Raw genomic sequence first — 13699 nt, 5'->3', positions numbered from 1 at the left:
GGGGAGGGGAAAAAGCCCCCTACCCCGCAGCCGGCACCCTCAGCGCAGCCAGCACCGGCAGGTGATCCGTGGCCGCCCGCAGGTCCGCCTCGGTGAGGCCGTCGCGCGCCTCGGGAACCCCGCAGCCGAGCACCTCGACACCGCCCCCGGCGAAGATCGCGTCGATGCGCTGGTGCGGGTTGGTGGGGATCGAGGTGTACTCGCCGCCCCACGGCGCGACCGCCCAGCAGTCCTGAAGGGCGGCGGCGAGCCGGCGGAACGTACGGCCGGTGGGCCGGTCGTTGAGGTCGCCGCCCGCGACGGTGTGCTCGGTGCCGAGGTCGGCCAACTGGTCGAGGAGCAGGCCGCCCTGGGCGTACCGCTCGTCGCTCTGCAGGCTCAGATGGCAGCTGAGGACGCCGATGCGGGCGCCGCCGAAGCGGACCACGGCGGTGGCGAAGCCGCGCCGGTGCAGACCGGGGGTGAGCGGAAGGAGCACGTCCGAGGTGCGTTCGACGGTGGCCCGCAGCGAGCAGAGCAGCGCGGGCCCGGCCGCCGTGCCGCCGCCGGAGAGGATCACCAGGCCGGACGCGGCGGCGAGCCGGGCCAGCTTCTTGCGCCAGCGGAAGAACCGCGGCGCCTCCTGGATCAGCACGAGGTCGGGGGCGCAGGCGGCGATGACACGGGCGAGAGCGTCGGTGTCGTCGCGCATCGAGCGGATGTTGTAGCTGAGGACGCGGATGACGGCCGAACCATCCGGCTCTGTACGGGAGTTGGGGAGGGCGGTCATGAAGATCACGGTACGGGAAACGCCCCCGCCCGCAGCGCTGAAAACGCCCGCCGCCTCCGTACGGAAGCGGCGGGCGTTCGCAGAAAGCGGTGCCCGTTACATCACCGGGTCGGGCTGCCGGGCGAGGTCGGCGGCGCCCACCAGGCCCGCCTTGTTGCCCAGTTGGGCGGCGATGACCTCGGCTACCGGGCGCCAGTTGCTGCCGACGAGCCAGCGCTTGTACGACTTGCGGATCGGGTCGAGGACCAGCTCGCCCTCGTCCGAGAGGCCGCCGCCGATGATGAACGCGGACGGGTCGAAGAGGGACGCCAGGTCGGCGAGGCCCGCACCGGCCCAACGGGCCAGCTCGCGGTAGGAGTCCACGGCGACCGGGTCGCCCTGCCGCGCGGCCATGGAGATGTGCTTGCCCTCGATGCCCTCGGGGGTGCCGTCGCCGTACCCGAGGAGGATCTCGGCGTTCTCCGGGGTGGCGTTGGCGCGCTGCTGTGCGTACCGCACGAGGGCGCGGCCCGAGGCGTACTGCTCCCAGCAGCCCTGGCTGCCGCAGCCGCAGAGCAGGCCGTCCGGGACCATCCGGATGTGGCCGAACTCGGCGGCCACGCCGAAGTGTCCGCGGCGCAGCTCGTTGCCGATGATGATGCCGCCGCCGAGGCCGGTGCCGAGCGTGATGCAGATGACGTTGCGGTGGCCCTTGCCGCCGCCGAAGCGGTACTCGCCCCAGGCCGCGGCGTTGGCGTCGTTCTCCACGACCACCGGGAGGCCGACGCGGGCCTCGACCTTCTCCTTCAGCGGTTCCTGGCGCCAGTCGATGTTGGGCGCGAAGTACACCGTGGAACGCTGGCGGTTGACGTATCCCGCGGCTCCGATGCCCACGCCGACGATCTCGTGGCCGGCCCGTGCGCCCTCGACGGCCGACGCGATGGCGTCGACGATGGCCTCCGGCGTGCTGGGAGTCGGCACCTTGTGGGTGGAGAGGATGTTGCCCTCTTCGTCGACGACGCCTGCCGCGATCTTGGTACCGCCGATGTCGACGCCGATGGTGAGTCCCATGTGTCCCTCAGTTCGGTCGAACCCCGCTGGGGCCAACCGTACCCGAGGGGGCCGTCAGTCCAGGTCGATGTGCTCGCCACCGCCGGTGCCCTCGGGGCCGCGGTCGTCCGTGTTCCCTTCGCCGGTGCGCGGATCGTCCGGCTTGCGGTCGTCCCAGCCCGTGGTCCAGCGGCGCTCATGTCCTGAGACGGCGCTGCGGTACGCGGCGAGGAGTTCGTTGCCCGCGGCCGCGAGGTGGTCGAAGACCTCGGGGTTGCGCTCGATGACCGGCTCGACGGCGGCCTTGGCCTGGTCGACGAGGTGCTGCACGGCGCCCTGGGCGGCGAGCCCGCCGATCGGGGTCTGGAGGGAGGAGAGCTTGTCGGCGACGGCGTCGACCAGCTTGCGCAGCTCCTCGGCGGCGGAGCCTGGCTCGGTGCCCTGCTCGGACCGGCGGCGGGCCTGCTCGGCGGCGAGGTCCTCGGCGCAGGCCTTCTCCCAGGCGTCGGTGTCTGGTGCGGTGCGCTCGTTGTCGCTCATGGGAGGCTCCTGCGGCGGGTCCGGCGGTACGTGGCTGCGTACTGTCGACGGTACCCGAACGGCCGTATGCCGTTCACCGTCCCTGCGGCCACAGGCCCGGGTCGGGCGTGAACCGGATGCGCAGCTCGCCGTCGCTGAGGCCGGCGCCCGCGACGGTGCAGCGGCGCAGCGCGGACGGCAGCGACACCATGCGGCGGAACGGCCCGGCGGTGACGACGAGTTCGTCGCCGCGGCGCACCAGGTCCAGCTCCTCGCGGACGGCGCCGGGAAGCGGGAGCCGCCACACCAGGAAGCCGTCCTCGGCGAGCCGGTCCTCGACCGGCCAGCGCACCGTCGGGGCGTCGCCCGGCGCGGGCAGCGCGAGCGCGGCCAGGTCGTCGCCGCCGTGCGGGTCCCGGCCCAGGTGGGCGGCGATGTGCAGCGGGTGCGCCGGACGCCAGTCGGCGAGCGTCTTCTGCTGCTGGGCGACGATCGGGGCGAGCCACGGGTCGGCGGCGGACTGCGGGAACACCCGGTTCGCCACGAGCAGTTCGACGGGAAGGGCCTGCAGCGCGAGGCCGGTGGCGGCGGTGCGTACGGCGTCGGATCCGGCGGGTCCGGGCTCCGCGACGAGGCGTACGGCGGTGGTGTCGGCCTCGATCACGGACTGGACGGCGGCGAGGTGCTCGTCCCAGCGGGCGGCGGTCTCGTACAGCCACTGCGCGGGCATCGGTACGCCCGCGAGCTGCGCGAGCATCGGGCGCAGCGCACGGGCGGCCTGCCGTTCCGGCGGCAGCAGCCGGCGCAGGTAGCGGCGCAGTTGCGCGGGGAGCGCGAGCAGCGCGAGGGCCTGCGGCGCGGGCGGCAGGTCGACGACTATCCGGTCGCAGGGCCGCGCGGCGGCGTCCCGGACGGCGCGGAGCAGGGCGAGTTCGCCCGCGCCGGGCAGTTCGGTGAGCTCCTCGTCGTCGAGGCGCTGGGCCCCGAACATGTCCAGGCCGCTGCCGGCCCGGTCCTGGAGCGCGAGGAGTTCGCGCCGGAAGTGGGCGGCGCTGTCCACCCGGTGCACGGTGAGGCCGGGTACGTCGGTGTCACCGAGCGCTGCCGACAGGGTGTCGTGGCGGTCGGCGGTCAGCAGCAGGGTGCGCTGTCCGGCGCGCGCGGCGGCGAGTGCCGTGGCCGCGGCGACGGTGGTCCGGCCGCTGCCGCCGGGGCCGGTGACGAAGAGGGTGCGCATGGCTCAGGCGCCCGACTCGACCCGCTTCTTGAGGCCCGCGAGTGCCCGGTCGATGATGACCTTCTCGGCCTTGCGCTTGATCATCCCGAGCATGGGGATCTTCACGTCCACGGTCAGCGTGTACGTGACCTCGGTGCCCTTACCAGCGGCCGCGAGGACGTAGGAGCCCCGGAGCTCGCGCAGCATCTGGGACTTGACCAGGGTCCAGCTGACCTCGTTGTCCCCGGTCCAGGTGTACGCGAGGACCTGGTCGTCCTTGATCGCGCCGGCGTCCATGACGAGGCGCACCTGCTCGGCGCGGCCCTGCCCGTCGGCGGCGAGGACCTCGGCCTCCTTCACCTCGCCGGTCCAGTCCGGGTAGCGGGCGAAGTCGGCGATCACCCCCATGACGTCGGCCGGCGCCGCCTCGATCTCAATGCTCGAGCTGGTGTGTTCCGCCATCGCGGTGGCTCCTCCAGTGCGGTCCCGTCGGGGGGTGTGGCGGGCGGCCCACGACGTGCGCGGCGCCCGCCGTGAAGGCTACCGCGCCCCCGTCGTTCACCATTCCAGGACCCAGGGGGTGCCACTGCCCGCGAAGTGCCCGACGTTCACGCACTCCGTGGCGCCGATCCGCATGCGCCGGACCAGCGGCTGGTGCACGTGGCCGAAGAGGGCGTACCGGGGCCGGGTGCGGTGGATGGCGTCGAGGAGGGCGCGGCTGCCGCGCTCGAAGCGGCGGGCCACCGTGTCGTAGACCAGCTCCGGGACCTCCGGCGGGATGTGCGTGCAGAGCACGTCGACCTCGCCGACGGCCTCGATCTTGGCCGCGTACTCCTCGTCGCTGATCTCGTAGGGGGTGCGCATCGGGGATTTGAGGCCGCCGCCGACGAAGCCGAAGACCAGGCCGCCGATCTCGGCCCGCTGGCCGTCGAGGACGGTGGTGCCCGGCCGGGCGTACTCGCTCCAGAGGGCCGGCATGTCGACGTTGCCGTAGGTGGCGTACGTCGGGTTCGGGAAGGCCGCGAACAGCTCGGCGTACTGCTTGCGGACCGCTTCCTCGATGGCCGTGGCGCGGTCCGTGTCCAGGTCGCCCCAGAGTCGCGCGCCCAGTTCGCGGGCCTCGTCGAAGCGGCGCTCGGTGCGTAGCTCGACCAGGCGGGAGGCGTTCCGGGCGCCGAAGAGGTCGGGGAAGATGCCGCGCGAGTGGTCCGCGTAGTCGAGGAACAGGATCAGGTCGCCGAGGCAGATCAGGGCGTCGGCGCCGTGGCCCGCGCGGGCGAGTGCCTCCGCGTTGCCGTGCACGTCGCTCACCACATGGACCCGCGTACCTGCCATGGCGATCACCCTAGAACTCCGGGCCCGGAGGCGGTAGAGCGGCTGGACCTGCGGTTACTTCCGAGTCGCCCAAAGCGTGGATTACTGTGCGCGAAGGAACTCCGCGACGTGTGACGCACCGAACATCTGGCCCGTCCCCCCTATCGAAAAAGCAGTACCGATGGGTAACGTCCGGGCAGTCCAGTCGTGCTCAGTCCCCCCACCAGCGATTTCGGTACCGAGCACCTGCCCGATCTTGGACCGCACCGTCGCATCGCACAACGTCGTGGCGTCGGTGCCCTATGAGGAGCAGCAGTCTTGCGCGAGTTCAGCCTTCCGGCCCTGTACGAGGTCCCTGCGGACGGCAATCTGACCGACATCGTGCGCCGAAACGCCGCGCAGCACCCGGATGTTGCCGTCATCGGCCGCAAGGTGAACGGCACCTGGCAGGACATCTCGGCCAAGGAGTTCCTCGCCGAGGTGACCTCCGTGGCCAAGGGCCTGATCGCCGCCGGCGTCGGCCCCGGCGACCGGGTCGGCCTGATGTCCCGCACCCGCTACGAGTGGACCCTGCTCGACTTCGCCATCTGGAGCGCGGGCGCGGTCACGGTCCCGGTGTACGAGACCAGCTCGCCCGAGCAGGTCCAGTGGATCCTCGGCGACTCCGGCGCGGTGGCCTGCCTGGTCGAGCTGGACGCGCACGCCGAGGCCGTCGAGTCGGTCCGCGACCGGCTGCCGGACCTCACGCACGTCTGGCAGATCGAGACGGGCGGCCTCGACGAGCTGCGCCGCGCGGGCGCCGACATCGCCGACGAGACCGTCGAGGAGCGCGGCTCGCTCGCGAAGGCCGACGACCCGGCGACCATCGTCTACACCTCCGGCACCACGGGCCGCCCCAAGGGCTGCGTGCTGAGCCACCGCAGCTTCTTCGCGGAGTGCGGCAACATCGTGGAGCGGCTGCGCCCGCTGTTCCGTACCGGCGAGTGCTCGGTGCTGCTGTTCCTGCCGCTCGCCCATGTCTTCGGGCGTCTGGTCCAGGTGGCGCCGATGATGGCGCCGATCAAGCTCGGTCACGTACCGGACATCAAGAACCTCACGGACGAACTGGCCTCTTTCCGGCCGACGTTGATCCTCGGTGTGCCCCGCGTCTTCGAGAAGGTCTACAACTCGGCGCGGGCCAAGGCCCAGGCGGACGGCAAGGGCAAGATCTTCGACAAGGCCGCGGACACGGCCATCGCGTACAGCCGCGCGCTCGACACCCCGTCCGGCCCGTCGCTCGGCCTCAAGCTCAAGTACAAGACCTTCGACAAGCTGGTCTACAGCAAGCTGCGCGCGGTGCTCGGCGGCCGCGGCGAGTACGCGATCTCCGGTGGCGCGCCGCTCGGTGAGCGGCTCGGGCACTTCTTCCGCGGCATCGGCTTCACGGTTCTTGAGGGGTACGGCCTGACGGAGTCCTGCGCCGCGACCGCCTTCAACCCGTGGGACCGGCAGAAGATCGGCACGGTCGGCCAGCCGCTGCCCGGCTCGGTCGTCCGGATCGCGGACGACGGCGAGGTGCTGCTGCACGGCGAGCACCTGTTCAAGGAGTACTGGAACAACCCCGGCGCGACCGAAGAGGCCCTGGCCGACGGCTGGTTCCACACCGGTGACATCGGCACCCTCGACGAGGACGGCTACCTCGCGATCACCGGCCGCAAGAAGGAGATCATCGTCACCGCGGGCGGCAAGAACGTCGCCCCGGCGGTGATCGAGGACCGGATCCGCGCGCACGCCCTGGTCGCCGAGTGCATGGTGGTCGGCGACGCACGGCCGTTCGTGGGCGCCCTGGTCACCCTGGACGAGGAGTTCATCGGCCGCTGGGCCGAGGAGCACGGCAAGTCCGCCAAGTCCGCGGCCGACCTGTGCGACGACCCGGAGCTGCTCGCGGCCGTCCAGAGCGCGGTGGACGACGGCAACGCGGCGGTGTCCAAGGCGGAGTCGGTACGCAAGTTCCGGGTGCTGGCCTCGCAGTTCACGGAGGAGTCGGGGCACCTCACGCCGTCGCTGAAGCTGAAGCGGAATGTGGTGGCGAAGGACTTCGCGGACGAGATCGAGGCGCTTTACCGGGGCTGAGCCCCGGCCCCCTCCCGGTCGCGGGGTTCCCCGCGACCCTTTTCAGGGGCGCGGGGAACTGCGCGCTCAGCCCACGCCGGGGGACAGCCGCGCAACAGACGCCCGGCGGCAGCCCTTTGGGCGCTAAAGCAACTCCCGCAGCCGCTCCGCGAGCAGATCCCAGCGCCACTTCTCCTCGACCCACGCGCGGCCGCGCTTGCCCATCTGGGCGCGCAGCTCCGGGTCCTGGAGGAGCGTGACGATGCGGTCGGCGGTCTCCGAGGGGGCGTCCCCTCGGACGACCCAGCCGGTCTCGCCGTCGAGCACCGCGTCCGGCGCACCGCCCGAGTCGCCCGCCACCACCGGCAGGCCCGTCGCCGAGGCCTCCAGGTACACGATGCCGAGGCCCTCCACGTCGAGGCCGCCACGGCGCGTACGGCAGGGCATGGCGAAGACGTCGCCCGCGCCGTAGTGGGCGGGCAGTTCCTCCCAGGGCACCGCACCCGTGAAGCGCACCGAACCGGCCACACCGGTCGCCGCCGCGAGCTTGCGCAGCTCACTCTCGTACGGGCCGCCGCCGACGATCAGGAGCACCGCGTCCGGCACCTGCGCGAGGATCGCGGGCAGCGCGCGGATCAGGGTGTCCTGCCCCTTGCGCGGCACCAGACGCGAGACGCACACCACGACCGGCCGGTCGCTGAGGCCGAGCCGGGCCCGGATCTCGTCGCCGCCCGAGCCGGGGTGGAAGGTCTTCTCGTCGACCCCGGGCGGGAGTTGGGCCATGCGCGCCGCGGCCGCGGGGCTCAGCGCACGCGCGATCCGCGACCGGGTGTACTCACCGAGGTACGTGATCGTGTCCGTGGACTCACCGATCCGCCCCAACAGGCCGCGCGCCACCGGGAGTTGGGCCCAGCCGGCCTCGTGCCCGTGTGTGGTGGCGACCAGGCGCTCCGCCCCGGCACGGCGCAGCGCGGGCGCCATCAGGCCGAGCGGCGCCGCCGCCCCGAACCACACCGACGTACAGCCGTGCTCCTTGAGCAGGCCGACCGCGCGGCGGGTCACGCGCGGGGTCGGGAGCAGCATCGTCGCGCGGTCGCGCACCACGGTGAAGGGCTGTTCGGCGTCGAAGGCCGCGGTGGCCTCGGCGCCCTCGCGGCCGCGCTTCCAGGTGGAGGCGTAGACGACGAGCCGGTCCGGGTCCAGGCGCAGCGCCATGTTGTGCAGGAAGGCCTGGATGCCGCCGGGGCGGGGCGGGAAGTCGTTGGTCACGAGCAGAGTCTTCGGTGTCTGGCGCATCGCCGCCGACAGTACCGAACGGCCGCGCCTCACGCCCCGGCCGATGGCCGCCCGGCATCATGGCTGGCTCCGGACACCCCCCACGTACGTACGAACGCGCATGAGGTACACATGGCGGGCGCAATCCGCACAAAGCTCACCTTTCGGCTACCGGTGGACCGCGTGCTCCCGGCCGATCTCCGGCTCCTGGCGCTGTGGCTGCTCACCCGGACCCTGCTGCTGCTCTGCGTCCTCAAGGTCCTGATCGTGCCGGGCCCCGATGTCACCAGCGACGTCGAGGTGATCTACCAGGGCTGGTACGAGATCCTGCGCACCGGCACGTTCCCGCTTGACGACGTCACCTGGCAGTACCCGCCCGCCGCCGCGCTCGCCGTGCTCTCCCCCGGCCTGCTGCCCTTCCTCGACTACCTGACGGCCTTCGCCGTCCTGGCCTGCTGCTGCGACGCGGCGGTGCTCGTGCTGCTCCGGTACGCGGGCGGGCGGCCCGGCAGGCGGACGGCGGGCGCCTGGGTGTGGACCGCGGGGGTGCCGCTGCTCGGGCCGACCGCGTACGCCAGGTACGACCTGATGGTGACGGCCGTGGCGGTGTGCGCGCTGCTCGCGGGCGCCCGCCGCGCGCGCCTGCTCGGCGTGCTCGTGGGCCTCGGCGCCCTGTTGAAGGTGTGGCCCGCGCTGCTGCTCCTCGGCACCCGGCGCGGCCCGGCCACCCGCACGGCGTGGACCACGGCCGCCGGTACGGTCCTCGGTCTGCTGCTCGCGTTCGCCGTGACGATGCCCGGCGCGCTCGCCTTCCTGGACTTCCAGCGCGACCGGGGCACCGAGGTGGAATCGCTGGGCGCCCTCGTCCTCCATGTGGCCCGCGCCTTCGGCTGGCAGGGCTGGATGCAGCTCAACTACGGCTCGGTGGAATTCCTCGGCCCGTACGTCGCGGTGGTGAGCACCGGCGCGCAGGCCCTGACCGCGCTCGCCTTCGGCTGGCTGCTGCTGTGGCGGCTGCGGGCACGCGCGTGGGCGCCGAGCACACCGTGCGACGCGGCGTTCGCGGCGGTGCTGCTGTTCACGACGACGAGCCGGGTGATCAGCCCGCAGTACCTGCTGTGGCTGGTGGGGCTCGCGGCCGCCTGCCTGACGTACCGGGCCCGCCCCATGCGTACGCCCGCGCTCCTGACCCTGGCCGCGACCGGCGTCACCTTCCTGGAGTTCCCGGTCTGGTTCTCGCACGTGGCGGCCAGCGACCCGCTCGGCGTCTCGCTGCTGCTGCTCCGCAACGGCCTCCTCGTCGCCGCGACCGTGACCGCGTGCCGGTCCCTGTGGCGGCGGACGGTGACCGAGCCGGGCTCCAGGGAACTGCGGCTGCCGGGCCAGCCCTCCGTACGGGACGGCCAACTGCTCGGCTCCTGACCCCTCGCGGAGGGGGGGACGGGCGGCTCCTGGCCGGGTCTCGCGGGGGACGCGCGGCTCAGCCCAACTGCCCGCGCGCGTAAGCCCGCCACTGCTCCGTGAACTCCTCGGGCGTCAGGCCCAGTACGTCCCGCAGCGCGCCCTCGACCGCCCCCGCCCGGCGCGGGTGGGCGCCGACCGCGCGGTAGAAGTCGCGCAGCGCGTCCTCGCCCCGCCGCTCGGCGATCATCCGGCAGGCCAGCCAGCCGCTCTCGTACGCCCGCGCGAGCAGTCCCGCGTCGCCCTCGAAGCCGAACGCCTCGTCGTCGGGCAGCCCTTGAGGCACCTGCCCCGCGCGCACGGCCCGGGTGAGTTCGGGCGCCGTCTGCCGCGCGCCGCGCCCCGAACCGCGGTACCCCACCCAGTCCGCGAAGCCCTCCGACAGCCACAGCGGGGTGGCCGCCGAGGTGTGCGCGCGGGTGGCCACATGGGTCGCCTCATGGGTGAGGACGACCTGCTTGCCGAAGTCACCGAGCACGTCGTACGACTCGGGGTTGACGATGATCCGGTCCGCGGGTGCCCGGCCGGTGCCGCCCGCCTCGCCCGTGGTGACCGCCGCGATGCCCTGGTAGGCCGAGGCGGAGGCGCCGAGCAGCGCCGCCATGTCGCCGGTCGAGCGCGGCACCAGGACCACGAGCCGGCCCGGCAAGGCGTGACCCCACGCACCGCGCACGGCGGGCACCGCGCGGTCGGCCCGCTCCGCGTACCGGGCGAGCCGCGCCTTGTCCTGGCCCACGCCGAGGACCAGGCTGTGCCGCCCGCGTACCGCCGTCACCTCGCCCTGCTCCCACAGCTGCCGCCCGGCGCCGGAGCCGGGCCGCTCGGCCGCCACGGACCAGCGCCCGCCCTGCCGGACGAGCTCCAGGGTGCGCCGCACGGTGACGGGCGCCCGGTCGTAGCCGTCGATGCGGTAGGCGAGGTCGGCCGTGGCGGTGGCGCCGGCAGGTGTGCGGTCGAGGTCGACGAGCCGGTACTCCCAGGCCCCGAGCGGCACTTGGCCGAGGTTGTCGAACTCCTCGCCGTCCGGGTCCCCGGTGGCCTCGTACGCCTCCTCGTCCCGGTCGAGCACGGCGTCGGCCCGGCGCTCCAGGAGCTGTTCGACGGCGGCCGCGGCGGAGTCACGCTGCGGCGGGGCGGAGCAGGAGGTGCCCAGAAGGAGGGCGGCGAGACATGCTCCCGCCGCCCGACCGCTCCACACTCGACCCGACACCCTTTCGAGAGTACGAGGTGGGGCGCGGTTTCAGACCCGGGTTACGCCGGAGACGGGCATCATCCCGACCGGGTCGTAGCGCACCGAGGCCCCCGGGTAGGGCGCGTGCACGACCTGTCCGTCGCCCATGTACATGCCGATGTGGCTGGCGTCGTCGCGGTACGTCACCAGGTCGCCCGGCTGTGCCTCGGCGAGCGTGACCTGCTGTCCGGCGCCGCGCTGTGCCTGTGAGGTGCGCGGCAGGCCGACCCCGGCCTGGCCGTACGCCCACTGTGTGAGGCCCGAACAGTCGAAGCCGCTGGGCCCGTTGGCGCCCCACACGTAGGGGCGGCCGACGGCCTGCCGGACCGCGGCGACGGCGGCCGCCGCGCGGGCCGACGAGGGGGCGCCGGTGAGCGGCGGGAGCCCGGCGGCCCCGGCGCCCTGCGCGTAGGCCGCGCGGTCCTGCGGGGAGAGCGAGTTGAGCAGCCGCTGCGCCGTGGCGAGCTTGCCCTCGATCTTGCGCTTGTGCCGGGCGACCGCGGCGCGGGAGGTCTCCAGGTCGGCCAGGGCGCGGGTGGCCTCGGCGCGGTCCTGGGCGAGGTCCCGCTGCGCCCGCCACAGCTTGTCGAGGGCACCGGCATGCCGGGCATTGATCCGGTCCAGGGTCGAGGACTTGGCGAGGTAGCCGTCCGGGTCCTCGGAGAGCATCAGGGCGAGCGTGGGGTCGATGCCGCCGGAGCGGTACTGGGCGCCGGCCAGCGAACCGAGCGCGCCCCGCATGGTGTTGATGCGTTCCTGGCCGCGGGCGACGACGTCCTGCGCGTGTGCGATCTCACGGCGCAGCCGGTCGGACCGCTCGTCGGCCTTGTCGTACGCCTGGGTCGTGCGCTCGGCCTCCTCGAAGAGGCGGTCCACGGTGGCCCGGGTCTCGGCGGGGGTGCTCTGCGGGTCCGCCACGGCGGCCGGGGCGAGGGCGGCAGCCACGGTGGCCGCGGCGGCGGACAGCACGGTGACACGGGTGCTGCGGTCGAGGCCGAGGCCGGACCGTGCGGAACGGCGATGGGACGCCACGGGGTACGTCGCTCCTTCCTGGCCGCTGCGTTCCGCCGCCCTCGCGGGCGGCGGAGTTACCTGGAAGCAGCGGCTCGGCGGACGTCCTCCGCGGTGCGGGCCGCGGACCCGGTCTACCGTTCCGCGGCGCGGACCGGCTCCCGGCGGGTTCCTGCTTCGCGGGCCCGGACCCGGGACGTCGTCCCGGACCGGCAGGGCCTCCACAGGCGTCACTTCCCGCCCGTCCGGCGGTAGGTCCGGCGGCACTCGCCGACGAACAGCCGGGAAGCTACCAGCACATGACGTGCGGGACGGCCGCACAACACCGTCGGCGGAACACCGGCGCCCCGCCGTCCACGCAGGTGGACGACGGGGCGCCGGGTCAGCACACGATCGGTGAATTCGCCCGTTCGGAGGGCACGTTGGGGACGGCGGGGCCCCCGGGAGTCGTCAGATACGGACGCCGAACATGTACGGCATGTTGTTGATCGACTCGTAGCGCACGGCAGCGCCGGGCTTCGGGGCGTGCAGCACCTGGCCGTTGCCCGCGAAGAAGCCGACGTGGTGCATGTCGCCGTAGAAGATGACCAGGTCGCCGGGCTTGAGGGCGCTCTGCGACTGGATCCGGGTACCGGCGTTGGCCTGGTCCTGCGAGATCCGCGGGATGGAGACGCCCGCCTGCGAGTACGCCCACGAGGTCAGACCCGAGCAGTCGAAGGAGCTGGGTCCCGAGGCGCCGTACACGTACGGCGAACCTATCTTGCTCTTGGCCGCTTCGAGGGCGGCGGCTCCGCGCTGCGAGGCGGGCACGGCGTCGCCCAGGTCGGCACGGTCACCGGCGTCGCGGCTGGCGCGTTCCTCCGCGGCGGCGAGCGCGGCGCGCTCCTTCGCGGTGAGTGTGTTGAGGAGCTTCTGGGCCTCGGAGAGCTTGTCCTGGACTTCCTTCTTCTTCTCGCCCAGTTCCTTGCGGGTGTCCTCGAGATCCCGGAGCTTGTCGGACGCCTCGGAGCGCTGCTGCGCGAGGGTCCGCTGCTTCGACTGGATCTCCTTGAGCGCGTCGGCCTGCTTGCTCGTCAACTGGTCGAGCGAGGAGGCCTTGTCGAGGTACGAGTCCGGGTCGGAGGAGAGAAAGAGCTGTACGGAGGGGTCGATACCGCCCGAGCGGTACTGGGCGCTGGCCAGCGAACCGATGCCGGAGCGCAGCTCGTTGAGCTCGTCCTGACCACGGGCGACCTTGTCCTGCAGGTCGTCGATCTGGTCCTCGAGCTTGTCCTGCTGCTCCTTGGCACCGTTGTACTTCTCGGTGGACTTCTCGGCCTCTTCGTAGAGCTTGTCGACCTCGGCCTTGACTTCCTTCTTGCTCGGCTTCGGGTCGGCGTGTGCGGCCTGCGAAGTGAGCGCCACGGCAGCGGCTGCGGTCGCGGTCAGCACGGTCACGCGCGTGCGGCTCGGCTGCTTGGGTCGACGGTGGGACGCCACGGGGGCGGCTCCTTCTTCCTCCAGCCGCCTACCGATCGCGGTGGGCGGGACCCCCACTGTCACCCCTAATGAGTGATCAACCGAGCGGAGGTTCGAGCCCAGACACTAAGTGACCTCATCGTGATCCTTCAAATCCTCACGAAAAAATTCTCGAGTGTGGAGCGCATTCTTTACTCTCAACGCACGTGCTGTGATGTGCATTTGACGCGGTGTAGCGCCACCGGTTCAGCAAATCGGTCATTTGGTACGAGAGTTGCGTACTCCGCTGTATGCCGCAGGCGGTGACTTTCCCCCTCCCCGCCCC

Annotated in this window: 12 protein-coding genes; 2 read left to right on the top strand and 10 right to left on the bottom strand. The window is 72.7% G+C overall.

The window, feature by feature from the left end:
* Positions 1-19: 19 nt before the first annotated feature.
* From GUY60_RS22925 to GUY60_RS22900, 6 genes are all read right to left on the bottom strand, one after another.
* Positions 20-769, bottom strand: a complete 750-nt coding sequence (locus GUY60_RS22925; RefSeq protein ID WP_161700809.1) for an endonuclease/exonuclease/phosphatase family protein — start codon at positions 767-769, stop codon at positions 20-22.
* 96 nt (positions 770-865) lie between these two features.
* Positions 866-1819, bottom strand: coding sequence for an ROK family glucokinase (locus GUY60_RS22920; protein ID WP_161700807.1), 954 nt, complete (start codon positions 1817-1819; stop codon positions 866-868).
* 54 nt (positions 1820-1873) lie between these two features.
* Positions 1874-2338, bottom strand: coding sequence for a DUF5304 domain-containing protein (locus tag GUY60_RS22915; RefSeq protein ID WP_161700805.1), 465 nt, complete (start codon positions 2336-2338; stop codon positions 1874-1876).
* 73 nt (positions 2339-2411) lie between these two features.
* Complete coding sequence (locus GUY60_RS22910) at positions 2412-3554, bottom strand: ArsA family ATPase (protein ID WP_161700803.1); 1143 nt, start codon at positions 3552-3554, stop codon at positions 2412-2414.
* Between the two features lie 3 nt (positions 3555-3557).
* The gene (locus GUY60_RS22905) at positions 3558-3995 is read right to left on the bottom strand and encodes an SRPBCC family protein (RefSeq protein WP_161700801.1); all 438 of its coding nucleotides are present in this window, start codon (positions 3993-3995) and stop codon (positions 3558-3560) included.
* A 96-nt stretch (positions 3996-4091) separates the two neighbouring features.
* The gene (locus tag GUY60_RS22900) at positions 4092-4847 is read right to left on the bottom strand and encodes a metallophosphoesterase family protein (RefSeq protein WP_161700813.1); all 756 of its coding nucleotides are present in this window, start codon (positions 4845-4847) and stop codon (positions 4092-4094) included.
* Between the two features lie 318 nt (positions 4848-5165).
* Between GUY60_RS22900 and GUY60_RS22895 the strand changes: the two genes are divergently transcribed.
* Positions 5166-6959 (top strand): AMP-dependent synthetase/ligase, encoded by a 1794-nt coding sequence (locus GUY60_RS22895; protein WP_161700799.1) that lies wholly within the window; start codon positions 5166-5168, stop codon positions 6957-6959.
* Positions 6960-7082: 123 nt separating this feature from the next.
* Here GUY60_RS22895 and GUY60_RS22890 read toward each other — a convergent pair whose 3' ends face one another.
* Positions 7083-8234 (bottom strand): glycosyltransferase family 4 protein, encoded by a 1152-nt coding sequence (locus tag GUY60_RS22890; protein ID WP_161700797.1) that lies wholly within the window; start codon positions 8232-8234, stop codon positions 7083-7085.
* Between the two features lie 153 nt (positions 8235-8387).
* Between GUY60_RS22890 and GUY60_RS22885 the strand changes: the two genes are divergently transcribed.
* Positions 8388-9635: a glycosyltransferase 87 family protein gene (locus GUY60_RS22885; protein WP_312866393.1), complete on the top strand. Its 1248-nt coding sequence runs from the start codon at positions 8388-8390 to the stop codon at positions 9633-9635.
* Positions 9636-9693: 58 nt separating this feature from the next.
* Here the strand turns inward: GUY60_RS22885 and GUY60_RS22880 are convergent, their stop codons facing one another.
* The 3 genes from GUY60_RS22880 to GUY60_RS22870 all read right to left on the bottom strand — a co-directional run bounded on the left by GUY60_RS22880 (position 9694) and on the right by GUY60_RS22870 (position 13395).
* The gene (locus GUY60_RS22880; RefSeq protein ID WP_376771305.1) at positions 9694-10884 is read right to left on the bottom strand and encodes a hypothetical protein; all 1191 of its coding nucleotides are present in this window, start codon (positions 10882-10884) and stop codon (positions 9694-9696) included.
* Between the two features lie 30 nt (positions 10885-10914).
* Positions 10915-11937 (bottom strand): C40 family peptidase, encoded by a 1023-nt coding sequence (locus tag GUY60_RS22875; protein ID WP_161700793.1) that lies wholly within the window; start codon positions 11935-11937, stop codon positions 10915-10917.
* Positions 11938-12366: 429 nt separating this feature from the next.
* On the bottom strand, positions 12367-13395 hold the full coding sequence (locus GUY60_RS22870) for a C40 family peptidase (RefSeq protein WP_161700791.1): 1029 nt from the start codon (positions 13393-13395) through the stop codon (positions 12367-12369).
* Positions 13396-13699: the final 304 nt, after the last annotated feature.

Origin of the sequence: Streptomyces boluensis (assembly GCF_009908195.1) — a bacterium.
GTDB lineage: Bacteria > Actinomycetota > Actinomycetes > Streptomycetales > Streptomycetaceae > Streptomyces > Streptomyces boluensis.
The sequence above is the reverse complement of the archived record's forward strand: the minus strand, read 5'-3'. Positions and strand labels throughout refer to the sequence as shown.

Bases quoted from the DNA above. Each gene is read 5' to 3' on its own strand.
- GUY60_RS22915 (WP_161700805.1), bottom strand. From the start codon at position 2,338: ATGAGCGACAACGAGCGCACCGCACCAGACACCGACGCCTGGGAGAAG.
- GUY60_RS22920 (WP_161700807.1), bottom strand. From the start codon at position 1,819: ATGGGACTCACCATCGGCGTCGACATCGGCGGTACCAAGATCGCGGCA.
- GUY60_RS22925 (WP_161700809.1), bottom strand. From the start codon at position 769: ATGACCGCCCTCCCCAACTCCCGTACAGAGCCGGATGGTTCGGCCGTC.
- GUY60_RS22905 (WP_161700801.1), bottom strand. From the start codon at position 3,995: ATGGCGGAACACACCAGCTCGAGCATTGAGATCGAGGCGGCGCCGGCC.
- GUY60_RS22910 (WP_161700803.1), bottom strand. From the start codon at position 3,554: ATGCGCACCCTCTTCGTCACCGGCCCCGGCGGCAGCGGCCGGACCACC.
- GUY60_RS22890 (WP_161700797.1), bottom strand. From the start codon at position 8,234: ATGCGCCAGACACCGAAGACTCTGCTCGTGACCAACGACTTCCCGCCC.